The organism is uncultured Gimesia sp. (genome assembly GCF_937919775.1).
Classification (GTDB): Bacteria; Planctomycetota; Planctomycetia; order Planctomycetales; family Planctomycetaceae; genus Gimesia.
The window spans coordinates 1-16,710 of record NZ_CALFPF010000541.1 but is presented as its reverse complement, the minus strand read 5'-3'; the positions used below and the strand labels follow the sequence as shown (position 1 = coordinate 16,710).

Annotated in this window: 13 protein-coding genes; 2 read left to right on the top strand and 11 right to left on the bottom strand. The window is 49.2% G+C overall.

Features of this window, described 5'->3' with window-relative positions:
• Positions 1 to 48 precede the first annotated feature (48 nt).
• From Q0294_RS15555 to Q0294_RS15510, 10 genes are all read right to left on the bottom strand, one after another.
• Complete coding sequence (locus Q0294_RS15555) at positions 49 to 483, bottom strand: GNAT family N-acetyltransferase (RefSeq protein ID WP_299467276.1); 435 nt, start codon at positions 481 to 483, stop codon at positions 49 to 51.
• 857 nt (positions 484 to 1,340) lie between these two features.
• On the bottom strand, positions 1,341 to 2,726 hold the full coding sequence (locus tag Q0294_RS15550) for a PQQ-binding-like beta-propeller repeat protein (protein ID WP_299467274.1): 1,386 nt from the start codon (positions 2,724 to 2,726) through the stop codon (positions 1,341 to 1,343).
• Positions 2,713 to 3,144 carry an Rrf2 family transcriptional regulator gene (locus Q0294_RS15545; protein ID WP_299467273.1) on the bottom strand — a complete coding sequence of 144 codons (432 nt, stop codon included), beginning with the start codon at positions 3,142 to 3,144 and terminating at the stop codon, positions 2,713 to 2,715. The genes Q0294_RS15550 and Q0294_RS15545 overlap by 14 nt, the downstream gene beginning before the upstream one ends.
• 83 nt (positions 3,145 to 3,227) lie before the next feature.
• The gene (locus tag Q0294_RS15540; protein ID WP_299467272.1) at positions 3,228 to 4,019 is read right to left on the bottom strand and encodes a hypothetical protein; all 792 of its coding nucleotides are present in this window, start codon (positions 4,017 to 4,019) and stop codon (positions 3,228 to 3,230) included.
• A 120-nt stretch (positions 4,020 to 4,139) separates the two neighbouring features.
• Complete coding sequence (locus Q0294_RS15535; RefSeq protein WP_299467271.1) at positions 4,140 to 5,801, bottom strand: DUF4198 domain-containing protein; 1,662 nt, start codon at positions 5,799 to 5,801, stop codon at positions 4,140 to 4,142.
• Positions 5,802 to 5,844: 43 nt separating this feature from the next.
• On the bottom strand, positions 5,845 to 6,627 hold the full coding sequence (locus Q0294_RS15530) for a DUF3386 family protein (protein ID WP_299467269.1): 783 nt from the start codon (positions 6,625 to 6,627) through the stop codon (positions 5,845 to 5,847).
• A gap of 39 nt (positions 6,628 to 6,666) precedes the next feature.
• The gene (locus Q0294_RS15525) at positions 6,667 to 7,161 is read right to left on the bottom strand and encodes a hypothetical protein (protein ID WP_299467267.1); all 495 of its coding nucleotides are present in this window, start codon (positions 7,159 to 7,161) and stop codon (positions 6,667 to 6,669) included.
• A 113-nt stretch (positions 7,162 to 7,274) separates the two neighbouring features.
• Positions 7,275 to 8,159 carry a DUF1559 domain-containing protein gene (locus Q0294_RS15520; RefSeq protein ID WP_299467265.1) on the bottom strand — a complete coding sequence of 295 codons (885 nt, stop codon included), beginning with the start codon at positions 8,157 to 8,159 and terminating at the stop codon, positions 7,275 to 7,277.
• A 359-nt stretch (positions 8,160 to 8,518) separates the two neighbouring features.
• The gene (recQ, locus tag Q0294_RS15515; RefSeq protein WP_299467263.1) at positions 8,519 to 10,345 is read right to left on the bottom strand and encodes a DNA helicase RecQ; all 1,827 of its coding nucleotides are present in this window, start codon (positions 10,343 to 10,345) and stop codon (positions 8,519 to 8,521) included.
• A 111-nt stretch (positions 10,346 to 10,456) separates the two neighbouring features.
• The gene (locus Q0294_RS15510; protein WP_299467261.1) at positions 10,457 to 11,797 is read right to left on the bottom strand and encodes a DUF1501 domain-containing protein; all 1,341 of its coding nucleotides are present in this window, start codon (positions 11,795 to 11,797) and stop codon (positions 10,457 to 10,459) included.
• 552 nt (positions 11,798 to 12,349) lie between these two features.
• Here Q0294_RS15510 and Q0294_RS15505 point away from each other — a divergent pair.
• Both Q0294_RS15505 and Q0294_RS15500 read left to right on the top strand, forming a co-directional pair.
• The gene (locus Q0294_RS15505) at positions 12,350 to 13,693 is read left to right on the top strand and encodes a cyclopropane-fatty-acyl-phospholipid synthase family protein (protein WP_299467258.1); all 1,344 of its coding nucleotides are present in this window, start codon (positions 12,350 to 12,352) and stop codon (positions 13,691 to 13,693) included.
• Between the two features lie 7 nt (positions 13,694 to 13,700).
• Positions 13,701 to 14,828 carry an NAD(P)/FAD-dependent oxidoreductase gene (locus Q0294_RS15500; RefSeq protein WP_299467256.1) on the top strand — a complete coding sequence of 376 codons (1,128 nt, stop codon included), beginning with the start codon at positions 13,701 to 13,703 and terminating at the stop codon, positions 14,826 to 14,828.
• Here Q0294_RS15500 and Q0294_RS15495 read toward each other — a convergent pair.
• The gene (locus Q0294_RS15495; RefSeq protein ID WP_299467254.1) at positions 14,825 to 16,549 is read right to left on the bottom strand and encodes an FAD-dependent oxidoreductase; all 1,725 of its coding nucleotides are present in this window, start codon (positions 16,547 to 16,549) and stop codon (positions 14,825 to 14,827) included. The genes Q0294_RS15500 and Q0294_RS15495 overlap by 4 nt on opposite strands.
• Positions 16,550 to 16,710 lie beyond the last annotated feature (161 nt).

The window sequence follows — 16,710 nt, the reverse complement described above, 5'->3', positions numbered from 1 at the left end:
ATGCTTTAACACGTAAAATTCCGCACGAAGCCACTTTCGGGACACCCACTAGCTAAAAAATTGTTCGTCTCTCTCCCAGCCGGTTGAGTGGTACAAGGCTTGGGCGGTCTTGTTCGTGATTTCCGTAGACAGGGTGAGACGAACTGCGTTCAGGGCTTTGGCGTAGTCAACTGCTGCTGACAGAAGCAGTGAGCCCACGCCTTTTCTGCGAGCATCTGCACTGACGAAAAGGTCATTCAGAATAAAAGTCCGGGCAAGTGAGACTGATGAAAAACTCGGATAGAGCTGAGTGAAGCCGACTGGAGTATGAGAATTGTGTGCGATAAACATGACTGACTCGCCATGATTAAAACGGGCAGACAGAAAATCTCGTACCTCAGCGAGATCACTGGTGCGTCCGTAGAATTGGCGATAGCTGTCGAATAAAAGGACCAGTGCTTCGAGGTCGGAGAGAACAGCTTGTCGGACGGTGATGTTGTTCATGATTCGCTGAAGAGGGTATTGGCTGATGATTCACAAAAATTCTTAAGTGTAAAATACCTGTTCTAATGGTTCTTGTCCACAACCTGAAGGACGGTAATTAAGGGATTGGTCCTTTCTATTACTGCAACTGGCGTTTGAATATCCTCAGGTAAGGTCATGCCGTGCGGATTGGACTGAAAACGGATGGGATTATGGCAGCAATCCAGTGGATGGAGCCACATGACCACTGTTCGATCTTCATCTCCGGCAGAAATCCTGAAATCAGATAGAATTGGAAATGAATCCAGTTGGCAAAGAACATTCTCGCTGTCTGTTCATTCCGATTCTGTTTTGAAGATATGTTATGTGAAATCAATGTGTATAGTGTTCTGGTGTAGAAAAAGATCGTTGATTCAGAGGTTTCTGAGTGATTGTCTAGTGCCTTTACAATATCTTCGGGAACGGCGTGTGCCGGTCAAGCAGAAATCTGACTGCGATCAGAAAAGATTCTGCAATGAATCTATCTGGCTGAACCCTGATCGCGGTGTGAACGGCTTTGATCCGCATCAGAAAGCAGTGATGATGTGGAAGTGATCCAGTTACTTAAGAGTCAAAACAGCAAAAAAACCAGTGTATTTGATCGTGATCATAATCGCCAGGTGCGGAAGTATTCACAGAAATTAATTTTGGTGGCTCGTGCGCGCGACACTTGGATCGCAATTTCCCGAAAGGTGTGACGCTGTAAATCCATAAAAAAATCCCTGAAAACAGTGATTTCATTGAGGTTAGGAAAAACTTGGACATGTCAAGAGTGTTTATATTAATCGATTTTCTTGTCGCAGGAAAACGGATTCAAAACTACGGCATCATTCTTTTTGCTACTTCTGTTGTTCGATGCAGTACAATTCGGTTCCCGTACGAATCAGCACAGTCTGATCGACCGCGGCAGAACCATAAACGGTTGGCCCCAATTCGGGATAACCTGCATCGCCGCGATTTTCTGATGCCACTTTTTCATCTGGTTTCGATGCTGGTGTTTTTTGTTCCGTTGATTTTTCTTCAGGAGCCACCGTCTTTTCTTCAGAATCTGAAAAGAGTTCGTTCGTGGCCAACAATTCAAACTGGGGGCCCTGTCGAATTACATCGGTTTGTCCTTTTTTCGTGAAAAAATAAACCTGCTCCCCTGCCCCTAAAGGTGAACTCCAGCACGGCCCGGACAGGCGTTGTGCAAAATGCTGTTTGCCTGTTTCGAGGTCGAGGCAATAAACAACGCCGACTTTATTTACGAAATAAGCACACCCCCGGTACGCCAGCGGAGTGCAATAATAGGAGATTGCTTTTTCTGCTTTCCAGAGGACTTCGTATCCGGGTTTGCCCTCTTTTGTGACAAGTTTCAGGCAACAGTTGGATGCACTCGCATTTTCTGCATCAGGATTTCGGCGATCAGTCGAGGCACCGATCAATACATAATCTCCCAGGACTGAGGCAGAGGGAATTGTGTTTCCGCTGATGCCGGAATGCGTCCAGAGTAATTCACCGGTAAGCCCCTGATAGCTGGCCACGGTGCCTCGGGAACTCACAATGATTTCCGGGATTCCTGCGCGGTCTGCGATCACGGGTGAAGTCCAGGCAACGCCCGCTTCCCGGTCTGTTTTCCAGTTGGTTTCACCGGTTTTTTTATTCAAAGCCAATAAGTAAGAAGGGCCGTCATGTGCTGTTAAAACAATCAAATCATCAGCGGTTTGAGCGAGGGAGTTACCGATGCCGTGATTGCTGACAAACGGACCGTAATCTTTTACCAGCGAACGGTGCCAGAGGGGATCCCCGGCGTGAGTGTAAGCGACGACATCTCCACTTTCGAAAAAGGCATAAATTCCGTTTTCATCAACGGCCGGTGTGGGGGCGGCCCGGGAAACCATCGACGAAGTTTTTTTCGTCTGACTGGCTTTGATCTCTTTCTTCCAGATGAGTTTACCGCTGGCAAGATCATACGTATGCAGCAGGCAGGTTTCCTGTTGTGGCCCTTCAATGGATGTCACAAATACCAGGTTTTTCCAGACCACGGGAGACGATTGCCCGTAACCGGGAACCGTTTGTTTCCAGCGAATTCCATTTTCGGGGGACCATTTGAGAGGTAGATTGGCTGCGGGAGAAATGTTGGAGCCATCACCGCGAAAACCGGTCCAGGTATCGGCGGCCGACAAGGATGAGTTGAAACAAACGAGCGTGATCAGACAAACCAGAGCAAACTTATTTTTGAACACAGTGCTGTTCCTTCATGTTAATCTTCGCGGGAATCGTAAATTGATCTGCCAGTGATGTCTGGTTCAGAGCTGTTTCCAGCATGGAAAACGTCTGATTCAGATGCTCGTGCAACTGGCAGATCTCATTTGAGTCGGATGGCGCATACAGAGGCGACTCTCTGGTTGTACCTGATTTGACAGAATTGATCACATCCAGCAGCGAAATGTCGCGGGGAGCTTGAACCAGGGCATAACCACCGTTCTGTCCGCGCTGGGATCGAATAAGTCCTGTGCGATTTAGTTCCAGCATGATTTTCGGCAGATAAGCGTGAGGCACCTGAGTCACTTCTGCAAGCTGGTCTCGGGTCATATAACTCGGGAAACGAAATGCAAGGCAAGTCATCGCCCGCAATGCATATGCTTCGGTTTGAGAGATCATCTTTGTTACTCGTTAATGCCTGAACTGGATTTAGGGATGAATTGTTTTGCCATGATAGAATGCAGAGAGCCTGGCTGCGTAGGTTAATTATTCAGGGAGTCGGTAAACCTTGCTGAAAAACGATTTGATGGATTCCGGATTTCGGACCATTGCAGTCGTTTCAGTAATTTGTGACAGATTTCGTGTCTGGGGTCATCTTGCGCCTGGGAGAAAATGGTGATCAGTTTAGCCAGGCATTCAGGACACCGAATTTTATTCAACTCGGACGTATCGATTTCTTTGACAACCAGATAGGCATCTTGAATTTGACCTGACTGTAACAGCAAATGACTCAAAGCCATTCGGTAGTGACGATTCTCAGGATCAATGCACACCGCCTTGCGGAGCACGTTTGCTCGATGCTGTGGAGGGTAACCCAATATTCCCATAAAGTAGGCCATGGCTAACCAGGAGTCCCCGGTTTCCGGATTGAATTGAATTGATTTTCTGCAGGCTTCGAGGGCTAAATGGGTCAGATCAGGATGTCGCCCCAGTGAAGCAGCGATCGCCGGCAGTAGTTTTTCCGGAATATCGTTTCTTTGGAGCAGGATTGAAAAGACAGATTTCGCCAGATCATGCTTACCGATTTGCAGGTAATTTTTAGCCAGCACGTACTGACCAGAAGCTGAGATCGGAGCGAATGTAGTCGCCGTTTCAAGCGAACAGATCGACTTGTTCCGCCAACTGAGCGAATCTTCGACGAGGCCTTTCAGTTCCCAGGCTTTTCCTGAATGGGGATGGAGTTCCAGAAGTTGTGAGATGATCTCAAGAGATTGATCGTGCAGCCCCTGTTGGAAGCAGCCGATCGCTTTCTGCAATGTGTTTTGAATTTCCATCGTATTCTCCTCTGTAGGGAAAGAATCAGTTTGATTCGGAATAAGAGGAGAGACAAGAGCTCCCGGAAATGGGGCGTATCCTCAATGGAACTCTTGTCTCTTCAAGCGGAAAAGTCGCTTTTAATTCAGTTTCACCTGCTCAATCGATTTCAGATGCCCTTTGCGGGAAGCACCACCAATGGCAAGTAGTCCTCCATTCCCGTCCGGCAGCAGACGGTGGAAGAACCGCGGAGTTGAAAGAGTTCCCGATTTTTTCCAACTGTTGTTTTCCTTATCCAGCTGGAATACATCGCCGTCCATGCCGCTGACATAGAGGTTTCCGCCAATGCTCCAGGCAGTGGTGCCGAAACCGTTCATCGTACTTCCGGGCAGTTCAGGGCCTTTGGTCCATTTGTCTGTTTCAGGAGAGTAAATATCCACTTCATGGCTGATATCGCCTCCTTCGTCAATTCCCCCCATAGCGTAAATCTGTCCCTGATGGGCGGCTGCAGAGAGAGCGCGTCGCTGGAACGGTTGCTTGATGGATTTCCACTTTGGTTTTTCCTGTGAAGCATCCAGCACGAGCATTTCGTCCCGCCAGATGGATTCATCACCTTTCTGCATGGTCCAGCCGCCGACAACATACAACTGATCTCCCAGAAAGACGGAATCGTGCGAGGAACGCCCGGCGGGCATTGATTCAACCGCTTCCCAGGTCTTCTTTTCAGGAGAATAACGTTCAACCGTGGAGATTGATTCCAGCAGAGCATCTTCTTTATCTTTATTGGTTACGGAGAGACCTCCGACTCGATAAACGCTGTCACCGTGCGGAGCCATCGCCAAACCCTGCAGCGGGGTTTTCAGTGGCAATGCTTCCCATTCCTTCGGTTGTTTCAGGTTCAAACGCTGGAACTTTTGCGAGAGGTTTTCGGCACTGTGTGCGTGAGCGCGTCCGATATGACCGCTGTATACGTAAAGATAATCACCACTGACGGCTGCTCCAAAGCTGGAGATCGCATCAGGCAGCTGAGGGAATTTACTGTCTGCGGCAGGCGCAGTATCGGTGGCTGTTGTTTCGTTGCTTTCAGACAGAGCGACGAAAGGCAGAGTCAATGTGGAATAGTGTCTGATGCTGTCGTATTTGTCGCCATTGTGTTCGCCTTTTTTCTCTTCCGTATATTTTGTACGAATCGAGTAGACGCCGTCTGTAAATTTGGTCTGGAATTGCCCTTTTGCGTTTGTGGTCGCGGTCACGGTTTTACTGCTGGTTTCAGGGCCGATGAGTTTGAGTTCGGCGTCTGCCAGTGGTTTGCCGTTCCAGTTAACCTGTAACGTGACTTCTTCCCCTTTCAGGACGGGTACGATTTCCAGCGGCAGTTGTTCTGAGCAGGAAATTTTGTCCCAGACGCGCTGGCTCTTTTGGGGAAATGCTTTGGCGTAGTACTTCAGCAGGAACTGGCTTTCGCCGCGGGTGATGACGCCGTAAGTATGGTCAAGACCGTAGGCTGCTCTGCCTGCTCCTTTGGGTTCAGGAGTGATGAACAGTGACTCATCCCCTTCAGTCAGGTCATAAGATTGCAGTTTACCTGCCTGATTCATTTCCCATACTTTGATGCTGGTGAGTTTTTTCAGCAGATCCGGGTCATCAGGTTCAGCAGCCTCACCAAAATAGAGTTGTACCTTGGCGGCGTTGTTCTGGCCTTCTGCCTGAGGTAAGAGCCAGAGAAAATGGGCATAAGTCTGGTTTATAATTATTACCGCCAGCAGACAGGTGATGGCGGCAGTCCATTGAAAAGTTTTCATGAGCGGTCTCTTGTATCGAAGGTGGTTGGATGTTTTTTAAGTGTTATTTGGATTCTGTCTGTGAGATCGCTTCGGGAGTGATTAAACTGTGGTTAGACAGTTTGATCGAACCGACGTTTCTCTCGAAGTTCTCACTGCATTCTACGGTCAGCATCTTTTCCGGCAGGTCAAAATTTCCTACACGTTTGAAGGAAAAAGTGTTACTGCGATTGGATGTGATCGCTCCGGTTTGGGGGTTGCGGTATGTTACGGACGTATCGCGGGGCAGAATTCCGCCTTCTTTGGTACGCCAGACATCCAGTGTGGAAATGGTAAACCACATTTTATCGGAACGGCGTTGGACTTCCGTCAGGACATTGTTCTGCAGACGAAAGGAAACATTTTTATCATCGATATTCACCAGGCGTCCGAGGGGATGGTTCACCTGCTGGTCCGCGAAGGTCGCGGGAATTGGTTTCTGCACACGGTACTTGCGATGGCCGATGACCGATTGCAGTTTCGGCAGGCTCCATTCGGAAAGCGATTCATCGTCGAGTGTGAGTTTGACTTTGAAGTCTTTGTCGGCGGTGAGTTTTCCTTGAGTCATCTGACCATTGTAACTCACGGTGACGTCGGCAGTGAAGCCGGGAAAATCACGCCAGACGGCGCGGGCTTCCCGAGCGGCCTGATAGAGTTTGGTGGCGGCTGCTTTTTCCTGGTCTGTCTCCGTTTCAGGCTGGCCTTTCGCAGGCGTCCATTGCATGGTCGCCGAGAGTGTCAGCAGGACAATCAGCCCGGCCAGACCCCATTGTTTCAGCTCGCGTTGAACCGATTGTTGGAACTTCATGAGATTTCTCCGTGTGTAGTCGAGGAAAAGGTGTCTTGGTTATTTGAATTCGATTTTGAAATCGAACATGTTTCTTCCGTCTTTGGTGATTTCAGCAGTCAATTTAGAATTTTTGTTATAAGTAGCAGGGATTTTAACTTTAGACGGATCTTGAATTGGTTTTCCCTGTTTTTTTGCTTCTCTCAATAGTTGCTCTAGCTCTTCCATTTCTGGAATGGTGGGATAGATTTCGACACGGGCTTTGCCGACGACCGGACCTCCTTGTTTGGGAATTTGATAAATACCTTCGCGGACGATGCCGGCCGATTTCACTTTTCCCTCGGGGGTGTCCGAAATGAAGAGAATGCGGGCACTGGTTAATGGGTCTCCATCGTAATAGACGAGACCTGAAACAGGGATGCGTTCACCACGCGCGTCATTTTTCGCTCCGCTACAGCCGGAGGAAATTAATAAAAATGCTAAAAGCAAAAAAACAGGTTTAACGTAACTGAAGGGAAATAAGTGTTTCATTTTTAAACTAATTTTATGGTTCATTTCAAAACTCCTCGTATGGCTCTCACGGAAGCATTCTGCTTGGTACAGCAAGTTTTTATTTGCTTCTGGAGGGCCATACAAGATGGGGGGGAATTACTTGAAGAAAGCGAGGCTTAAAATTCACCGATCACTTCACCACCAGATTTGGTAGCAAGCGCGTCGAGTGTGCCCGCGTCAATATTCTCACTCACAAAGCGAACTGCACCATCCCCTAACAGGAAATGAGCACCTCCAACATGGTCACTACGCCATGTTGACCTGTTTGCACTGAGATTGACATTAAAATCACCACCAGTGTCACCCAAGGCAACACCTGGATAACCTCCGCCCCAACGATGACTTCCCCAGCGTGGGGTGCCTTGACTCGCAGGATCAGTAGCACATGAAGATGAACTTGATGACCAAAGATAATCTTCGAGTCTGTAGTTGAATTCACCACACATGATTGTGTTTGTGAGTCCATCTGTTACATCACGAAAACGAGTTGCTTTTGGAGCAGTATAACTATCGTATCCGTTAAACATTCCATCTGGATCGCCTGCGCTTCCACTATGGAGTCCCATTGAAGCCCCGTAGCTTGTAGGTCCTCCTTTTTCATCACATGGAACAAATGGAACGGAACGCGGAAGAACCATCGTTGGGCAAAGATAGATGGTGATAGTGCGATTAAGAGCGTCCAAGTTTGCCGGGTCAGTATAGTACAGATCGAAATCGTACAAATTTTGTAGATTGGTTTGATCCAGAAATGGCAAGATTGCGACGAGAGGGCTGTAGAACTGGGTATTCATCCCCATGGGGAGTGTCGCATAGACATCATGGTAATTATGCATTGCCAGTCCGATTTGTTTCAGGTTGTTTTTACAACTGGAACGGCGGGCGGCTTCGCGGGCCTGCTGGACGGCGGGGAGCAATAAGGCGATCAGAATCGCGATGATGGCGATGACCACCAGAAGTTCAATCAGCGTGAAAGCGCGTTTTGGTTTGGAGCGGGGTAACATGGTTTCTCCTGAGTTGTAGCGGGGGACCAGAATAAAAAATATTGAATCGGATTCGATTCAATGGCCAATTGTTCTGGCTGGCTTGCTACTAATGATGAAAAACCATATTTGCTGGCTGGCTGATTGAAATTGAAACTCAATCTCAATACGAGGATGTTATCCTTCCCTCGACGGCCCTGCAAGATTACTCGCATCAGATTTTGCGAAAATTAAGAAAATACAAACAGAGATACAGGTAACCACTTTGTTTATAGAGACTTATGGTTCTGTCAGCTGGTAGCTTGAGCAAGCTTCGATGAAAATGAAAAGCTCGGAAGTTTGAGCTCTAGTTGTGGATGAAATATTCTTCCAGTTTTTTTTCAGCCATTGAAGCTAGTGATACATTCCAGAAACTGCTGTCCAAAATCATCGCATTTCTTCTGACCGACCCCCCAGATCTCCAGAAACTCCGCCAGGGATTTTGGTTTGTGGCGGGCGAGTTCTCGTAAGGTGGTGTCTCCAAAGACCATGTAAGGCTGCAGGCTTTTTTCACTGGCAATTTCTTTTCGCAGACTTCGCAAACATTCAAAGAGACTTTTGTCGACACCTTTCCAGTTCAGGTCTGCCAGATCATTTTTGGTGCGGCGTGTTTTATCTGATTTGACTTCCTGAGTCGTACGCATGAGTTGAGGGGTCACTTCCCCCCGCAATAATTTCCAGCCGGAGTCGGTGATGCGCAGTTGTTGGTACTCGGCGGTTTTTGTTAAGAATTTTTGAGACACCAGTTGATTAACCCAGTGGCGAATGGTCGTCAGACTCTCTTGTTTAAGCAGACCGTAAGTACTGAGTTGATCGTGACGATTCGCGAGTACTTTCTTGTCTTTCGATCCTTTTAAAACCGCAGCCGTGTAAGATGAACCAAAATTTTGGTCCTGTCTGAAAATAGACGAGAGAATTTTCTGCCCAATTTCCAATGCATTGTCAACCTTTTGAAAATCACCCCGACACAGATCGCAGCCGGTTTCACAATCCTGTTCGAGGTCCTGTCCGAAGTGCTGCATCAGATAGCGGTGCCGACAGTCAAAGGCATGGCAGTAGTTTTGAATGGCCTGCAGCGACTGCAAAGCGGTTGACCTCGATTCATCCGGCTGGTCGTCCAGGATGCGTTTCCAGATCATGGCGTCCTGTTCGGAATAAAGTAAAACACATTCGGCTTCCAGGCCGTCCCGCCCTGCCCGGCCGCTTTCCTGCTGATAATTTTCTAGTGATTTCGGTAAACCCGCATGAATCACATAACGTACGTTAGGTTTATCAATGCCCATGCCGAACGCGATCGTGGCGACGATGGCATCAACACGATCCTGGATAAACGCTTCCTGATTGGCGGCGCGTTCCTGGTCTGGTAATCCGGCGTGATAGGGCCTGGTTTTATAACCGGCATTGTTCAATGACTCACTGAGCGATTCGACATCCGCGCGGGAAATGCAATAGATGACTCCCGATTCATTCGGGTGTCGATCCAAGACTTCGCATACCTGGGAAAAACGGTCTGCACGTCGCGCTACGGAATAGGTCAGGTTGGGACGGTCAAATGAACCGATCAGAATTTCCGGTTTTTTCAATGCGAGCTGCGCCGCGATATCATTTCGCACCTGTTCGGTGGCGGTAGCGGTATAGGCATGAATGCCACACTTCGGAAAGATGTTTTTTAATTCCTGCAGTTCGCGATAATGAGGTCGAAAATCGTGTCCCCACATACTCACGCAGTGGGCTTCATCAATCACGATAAATGACAGCTTGATCTCGGTCAGCAGGCAGAGCATGCCTTCCAGCATTAGCCGTTCGGGAGCCACGTACAATAGTTTGATTTCTCCTGCGCGCACATCTCTCATTACGCGACGGGATTCATCCTGCTCCTGCGAACTGTTGAGGTAGGCGGCGGAAATGCCACAGACGCGTAGGGCATCGACCTGATCTTTCATGAGCGAGATCAGCGGGCTGACCACGACCGCCATCCCGTCCATACAAAGTGCAGGAGCCTGATAACAGAGAGACTTGCCCCCGCCAGTGGGAAGCACGACGAGGGAATCGCGACCCTCCAGAACCGCAGTCATGGCTTCCTGCTGGAGCGGACGAAATTGAGCGTAGCCCCAATATTCGTGGAGTTTATCCAGTAATGCGTCATCCATCCCTGTTCTGGCCATCATCAATCCCGTCAATTAGGTATCGTCTGAAAAGTTGCCTTATCGGCTGATACATATCGTAGCGGGTCACGTTGAAAAGCTAAAGGATGGAATTTTCCAGACCGAAAAAAGAGATCAAATGACTTCGTGCAGTGGTTCGTAGTCATCGACCAGGTATTGCGGACGTCCTGCCAGATCGTGCATCGGGGCGCTGTTGTAGTCGATTCCCAGGTGATGGTAGAGCGTGGCGAACACTTCGCCGAAGTGAATGGGGCGACTCGCAATCTGGGCGCCCAGTCGATCGGTGCTGCCAATCACCTGGCCGGTTTTAAAACCGCCGCCGGCGATTAAGCCACCACCCACCGCAGGCCAGTGATCGCGGCCGCCATCTTTATTGATTTTTGGTGTGCGTCCGAATTCACCCCAGGCGACGACAGCGACGTCATCAGCCATACCGCGTTCGTGCAAATCTTCAATCAGGGTGGCTAATCCCTGGTCGAACTGCGGAAGGTGCGTGTCTTTCAATCCGCCGAAATTATTACTGTGAAAATCCCAGCGACCGAAATTTAAAGTGACAATTCTGGCTCCTGCTTCGACCAACCGTCGGGCCATCAGGAAATGTTCGAGATTACGGGGGGCGCCATCGCCGAAGTTTCTGGCATCACCTTTGCCATAGCGTTCTCTGGTTGCTGCATCTTCCTGCGAAAGATCGAGGGCATCGACCAGACGGTTGGATGTCAGAATATTGAAAACCTGCTGGTTCATATCATCCATACCCTGCATCGCGCCACTGGCGTCTGCTGCTCGTTTGAACTGATCGAAGGATGCCAGTAATTGTTTACGATCATTCAATCGGGCCGCATCAATGCCGTTCAGAACCATGTTCTTTCGCGCAGGACCGGAAGGACGGAACGCGGAATGACTCACTCCCAGAAATCCGGGATGCCCGGGAGATCCATAAGGGGGATGACCGGTGTCCGGAGACAGTCCTACAAACGGCGGTACAGCGGGGTCAGCGGGTCCTTGCAGTTTGGAAACAACCGAACCGATGGAAGGCCAACCACCGGCTGGCTGATTTTGTGTTTTTCGACCTGTGTAGCAAATAAATGAATCATGGGCACCATTGGGCGAACCGTGCACAGAACGGAGTGGAATGATTTTTTCAGCGATGTTTCCCAGACGCGGAAGGTGCTCGCAAATTTGAAAACCAGGAACCTTCGTACTGATCGGACGGAACTCACCACGAATTTCTGAGGGGGCATCCATTTTTAGGTCATACATATCCTGATGCGAGGGAGCACCACACATGTAAATCATGATGACCGCTTTTTGACGCTTACTCTTTCCCGCCGCAGTCTCTGCCTGCAGGAGTTGGGGTAAACTCAGGCCACCCATTCCCAGAGCGCCGATTTTCAGGATTTCCCGACGTGAAATACGATCACAGAGCTTCGTTTCTGGTCCCCAGATAGACAGCATAGGTATTTCTTTCTCAAGGAATGGCAGGAGTTTAGTGTAGGTATCGGTTGGTGAGCTTTATAGGTGTGAATGCAATGATAAAAAATCATTGATATGACTAATTGTAGCAGCTTCCAGAGCCGAATTCCAAGTCCAAATTGCCAAAGTCTGTTCCTGGATCAAGAAAAATGTGGAGACTTGATTTATTCTGGGAAAAGGAGTTGGAACGGAAAATCTGGATCGTTTATTCGTTCTTTCCGATATTCTGAATTCTCAGAGAAATACAGTCAATCTGGTCAATGAGACACTAGGCATGTTTTTATTGGCTGTAGAATCTGTACGTGTATTCCTGTACTATGAAGATCACTAGCTGGGAAGATAAGCAAATTGTTCTTTGCTCAATTTTTAAAATTTTGAGATTAGTGATCAGAAATTCAAAAAGGAATTGAAATTTCAAATCCTTCAGTGAAAATATGAGGCGGTACTGTCTATTCGAAGAATTATTAGTTCAAGGATTTTTTAAAGCGTTTCAATCGAGTGAGAATCGGGTCGTCGTAGTTCGGGAGAACCACAGTGAATCCAACAAAGTCAGACTCCACACCCAAGCATGCCCAACCGGGAGGAATTACTGGTACGGAACGTCATGTTGCACGTTCTGATATTCATGCTCGTTTACCAGACCCGCAGAGAACATCTGGCAAAGCAACCGCTTTGGACCGATACCTGATGCGGACCATACTGCAGAAAGCTGGTAATCCGGAAATTGAAGTTGTCTTATGGGATAACACCATCATTACAACATCACCGACTTCCCCTGCAGTGCGGCTCTTCATTCATCAGCGTAGCACATTGTATAAAATATTGATTGATCCAAGCCTGGCTTTTGGGGATGGGTATTCTCAAGGAATCGTTGAAGTGGAAGGCGGCCTGATCGCCTTCAATGAAGCCATTGACCGGTGCACGCATTTCGTTGATACGAAGCACTTTTATCGCGATGGTATCCGCAAAGGCTTGAGCTGGTTAAAACGAAATACGATTGACGCGGCCCGGAGTAATATCCACCACCATTATGATATCGGAAATGATTTCTATGAACTCTGGCTGGATCAGCAACTGGCTTATACGTGTGCCTATTTTTCTGATCCGGAAATGTCTCTGGAAGCAGCACAAATTGCAAAGATGGACCATGTTTGCCGTAAGGTCGGATTAAAACCGGGAGATACGGTTGTTGAAGCGGGGTGTGGCTGGGGCGCTTTGGCTTTACATATGGCCAAATATTATGGTGCCAAAGTGAAAGCCTTTAATATTTCGCACGAACAGATCGTCTATGCGCACGAACGTGCCAAGGCGGAAGGTTTGAGTGATCGCGTGGAATTTGTGGAAGATGACTGGCGGAATATCACCGGTAGCTATGACTCATTCGTGTCTGTCGGAATGCTGGAACATGTTGGCCTGAAAAATTATGAAAAACTGGGAGAAGTAATATCCCGTTGTCAAAGGCCCCGTGGTCGTGGACTAGTGCATTCCATCGGCTGCAACTCGCCGCGTGTGTTAGATAGTTGGACGACAAAACGAATATTTCCCGGTGCGCATGTTCCCAGTTTGAGCGAGATGATGCAAATTTTCGAGCCTTCGAAATTATCGATTCTTGATGTCGAAAACATTCGCCTGCATTATGCTCTCACGCTGGAACACTGGTTGGAAAGGTATGAACAGAATATCGATCAGGTCAGAGAAATGTTCGATGAGAAATTCATCCGTACCTGGCGTCTCTATCTTTCGGCTTCGATAGCCGCATTTCGTTCCGGCTCACTGCAATTGTTTCAGGTTGTCTTTACGAATGGCGGAAATAATGAGATCCCCTGGACCCGTGCCGGTTTGTATCAGGATCAATCTTCAGAATCAATAAAAGGATAATGCGCTGATGGAGGGTGAGACGTGCGATGTCCTGATTGTGGGTGGAGGGCCGGGAGGTTCTTCCTGTGCCCGTGGCCTGCGTGATTCCGGGCTGGATGTCTTGATCATGGACAAGGCGACGTTTCCGCGGGATAAGGTCTGTGCGGGCTGGATCACGCCGCCGGTTGTTGATCTACTTGACCTGGATCTGGCGGATTACGCCCAGGAACATGCTCTGCAGCCGATCACCCGCTTTCGAACCGGTATTATCGGTGGCAGCGCGATTGAGACCGAATATGGGAAGACGGTCAGTTATGGCATTCGTCGTTGTGAATTTGATGACTATTTGCTCAAACGTTGTGGTGCGCGCATCCAATTGGGAACGCCTCTGAAAACGATGGAACGAAATGAAGGCGGTTGGCTGATTAATGGTTCTCTGCAGACAAAACTGGTCGTGGGGGCAGGCGGTCATTTCTGTCCGGTGGCCCGCGGATTGAATCAGGAGCATCAGTCAGAAAAGTCCGTCGTGCTGGCACAGGAAACAGAATTTGAACTGACTCCCGAGCAGCAGAGTGTGTGCCACGTGCAACCGGATACGCCGGAATTGTATTTTTGCCGCGACTTAAAAGGATATGGCTGGTGTTTTTATAAAGACGGCTATCTGAATGTCGGGATGGGACGGGAAGGTGAAAAACAACTGTCGGCGGTCCGCGATGAGTTTACGGACTATCTGGATCAAGAGGGACGCGTACCCAAGGAGATCCTTGGTAAGTTTAAAGGCCACGCTTATCGTCTGTATGGTTTGCAAAAACGGACGATTAGTGACGAGGGAGTCTTGCTGGTGGGGGATGCGATCGGGATGGCATCGCCGCAAAGTGGAGAAGGCATTCGCCCTGCGATCGAAACAGGGTTCATCGCCGCGGATGTGATTCGCAGTTGCCAGCAGGATTATACTAAGGATCGTTTGGCCGTTTATCAGGAGAAGCTGTTTCAACGATTTGGCGAATGGACGGATCATCCGGAAGCGAGCCTCATCCCGGCGGCGTTCCGTCAATTTCTGGGACGGCAACTCATGTCGACCCAGTGGTTCACGCGCAAAGTACTGCTCGATCACTGGTTCTTACAACAACATTTACCGCCACTGGTCCGTAATTAACTCAATTTCGACCATTCGAGTTCGATCCCCTGCTTTGTGAGGGTGGTCTGGAAATCCTGGAGCTGGCGTTGATCGTTACGAATTTGACGCGGAGTCGTTTTTTGGGTAATCGCGTGCGCACATAAGGCACCGGCTGCTTCACCGATGGACCATTCGACGGGATGCAGACGGTAGCAACCGTTCGAGATATGTGTCGTGCCGACATTTTTGCAAGCGGGTATCAGATTTTCGACACGCTGCGGAATCATCGCGCCCATCGGAATCTGAAAGGGCACGCTGCCCATATCGATGTAGTTATCGCCTCCGGTGCTGGGATGCAGGTCCAGATGGTAATAGCCGATGCCGACGGAATCAGCGAATGGTTTTGCAAGCAGTGGCTTATGATCCTTGCCCATTTCTTTGAGCCGCTCGGAATAGGTCAGGTCCTGTTCCTTGATGGTGAACTCGGCCCGGATGCGGCGGGACTCGCGAATATAAGGATATTTTGCCAGCCCGTCTTCGGTGCCGACAATATCCTTGCGCAGACGCAGCCCTTTCCAGCCCTGTTTGCCGTCCGGACGGGGCGCTTCGGTTTGCAGCCAGTAGAGTAAAGAAAGGCTGAGTTGTTTCGCGGCATTGATGTGCTGCTCGCGCTCGGCTGGAGAGACATCAGTGATATTGCCCTGCATGTAATCATTCTGCGGCCAGTTCACGACGGTGATATCGCTGGCATAAGAGCCGGGAGTGAAGTTGTTGCGATCAATCATCCGGCGGTAAAGCCAGAGATTCAGCGATTTGGTTTTGGGTGGCGCGGTTTCCCTGCCACACGGTACAAAAGAAAGCGTTTTGGGTTTTAACGTGCGCGGGTATGAATAGAAGAGAGAAAGAATTTTGCCCGACCAGGCGGGCGTTAACGGGGGAACGTGATTGTTCCAGAAATCATACATCGCCGGGCGTTCGATGGTGTGGTCTTCCCCTTCGAGATGATCGATGGCAAAACAATGAGTAAATGCCTGAATGTTGGCGGGATTAGCATGTTCCGGCGCATGTGGCTCATTGGTTTCTGCCTGTGATTCTGCACCCAGCACGTATTCGGTCCCGGTTAAAGGCAGCAGATCCCCTTCTTCGCTGGCGTCGATGAAGTATTGGGCATGCAGTGTGACCGGTTTATCTGATCCCAGTAACTGGCAGGTGACGGTTTCAATGCGGTCGCCGGTCTGACAGGCTCTGAGGGGGTGCGTATTCAGGAGTAATGTCAACTGGCCGCGGCTGATTTCGGGAGCCAGCATCGACTGCAGGGCCGCAATGCCGACTTTCGGTTCGTGACAGATGCGCGAAACGGAACCATTACCCGGATTTAGATTGGCGATCTGTTGCGCTTTACTGGTCAAGGGATAATGCTGCTTGTAATAGCTGCGAATCAGAGTTCGCAGTTGCGCATACGATTGTGTACGGCCAAACGATTCAATCCACTGATGCTCATCGGGAGGGACCGCCTGCTGTGAGATCTGTCCTCCGATCCAGTCTGTGGGTTCCGTCAGAATCACGCGGGCACCGTTGCGGCAGGCGGCTAACGCAGCGGCGCACCCCCCCAGGCCGGCACCGATAATCACGACATCGGCTTTGAGTTCCTTCGGGGAGGAAGCGTAACACTTGCGCGATAACAATACCTGTAGGAAGGTGGGACTAAAGATACCAGAACCAAAGATGCCAAACTGCTGTAAAAATCGTCGTCGTTGCATGAAATTCATTTTCAGGATTGAGGAGAGATTAATCGAGGATGGAAGATTATGATAACTGGTAACGAAGCTCCTGATTCGATCTGGGAACTACTTTTAGTATAACGAAAGAAAGACCTGACGGAAGGGATTCTTCGTTTTCACCAGTAGTGTGGTAGGGAAAA

Bases quoted from the DNA above. Each gene is read 5' to 3' on its own strand.
- Q0294_RS15555 (WP_299467276.1), bottom strand. From the start codon at position 483: ATGAACAACATCACCGTCCGACAAGCTGTTCTCTCCGACCTCGAAGCA.
- Q0294_RS15545 (WP_299467273.1), bottom strand. From the start codon at position 3,144: ATGATCTCTCAAACCGAAGCATATGCATTGCGGGCGATGACTTGCCTT.
- Q0294_RS15540 (WP_299467272.1), bottom strand. From the start codon at position 4,019: ATGGAAATTCAAAACACATTGCAGAAAGCGATCGGCTGCTTCCAACAG.
- Q0294_RS15535 (WP_299467271.1), bottom strand. From the start codon at position 5,801: ATGAAAACTTTTCAATGGACTGCCGCCATCACCTGTCTGCTGGCGGTA.
- Q0294_RS15530 (WP_299467269.1), bottom strand. From the start codon at position 6,627: ATGAAGTTCCAACAATCGGTTCAACGCGAGCTGAAACAATGGGGTCTG.
- Q0294_RS15525 (WP_299467267.1), bottom strand. From the start codon at position 7,161: ATGAACCATAAAATTAGTTTAAAAATGAAACACTTATTTCCCTTCAGT.
- Q0294_RS15520 (WP_299467265.1), bottom strand. From the start codon at position 8,159: ATGTTACCCCGCTCCAAACCAAAACGCGCTTTCACGCTGATTGAACTT.
- recQ (WP_299467263.1), bottom strand. From the start codon at position 10,345: ATGATGGCCAGAACAGGGATGGATGACGCATTACTGGATAAACTCCAC.
- Q0294_RS15510 (WP_299467261.1), bottom strand. From the start codon at position 11,797: ATGCTGTCTATCTGGGGACCAGAAACGAAGCTCTGTGATCGTATTTCA.
- Q0294_RS15500 (WP_299467256.1), top strand. From the start codon at position 13,701: ATGGAGGGTGAGACGTGCGATGTCCTGATTGTGGGTGGAGGGCCGGGA.
- Q0294_RS15495 (WP_299467254.1), bottom strand. From the start codon at position 16,549: ATGCAACGACGACGATTTTTACAGCAGTTTGGCATCTTTGGTTCTGGT.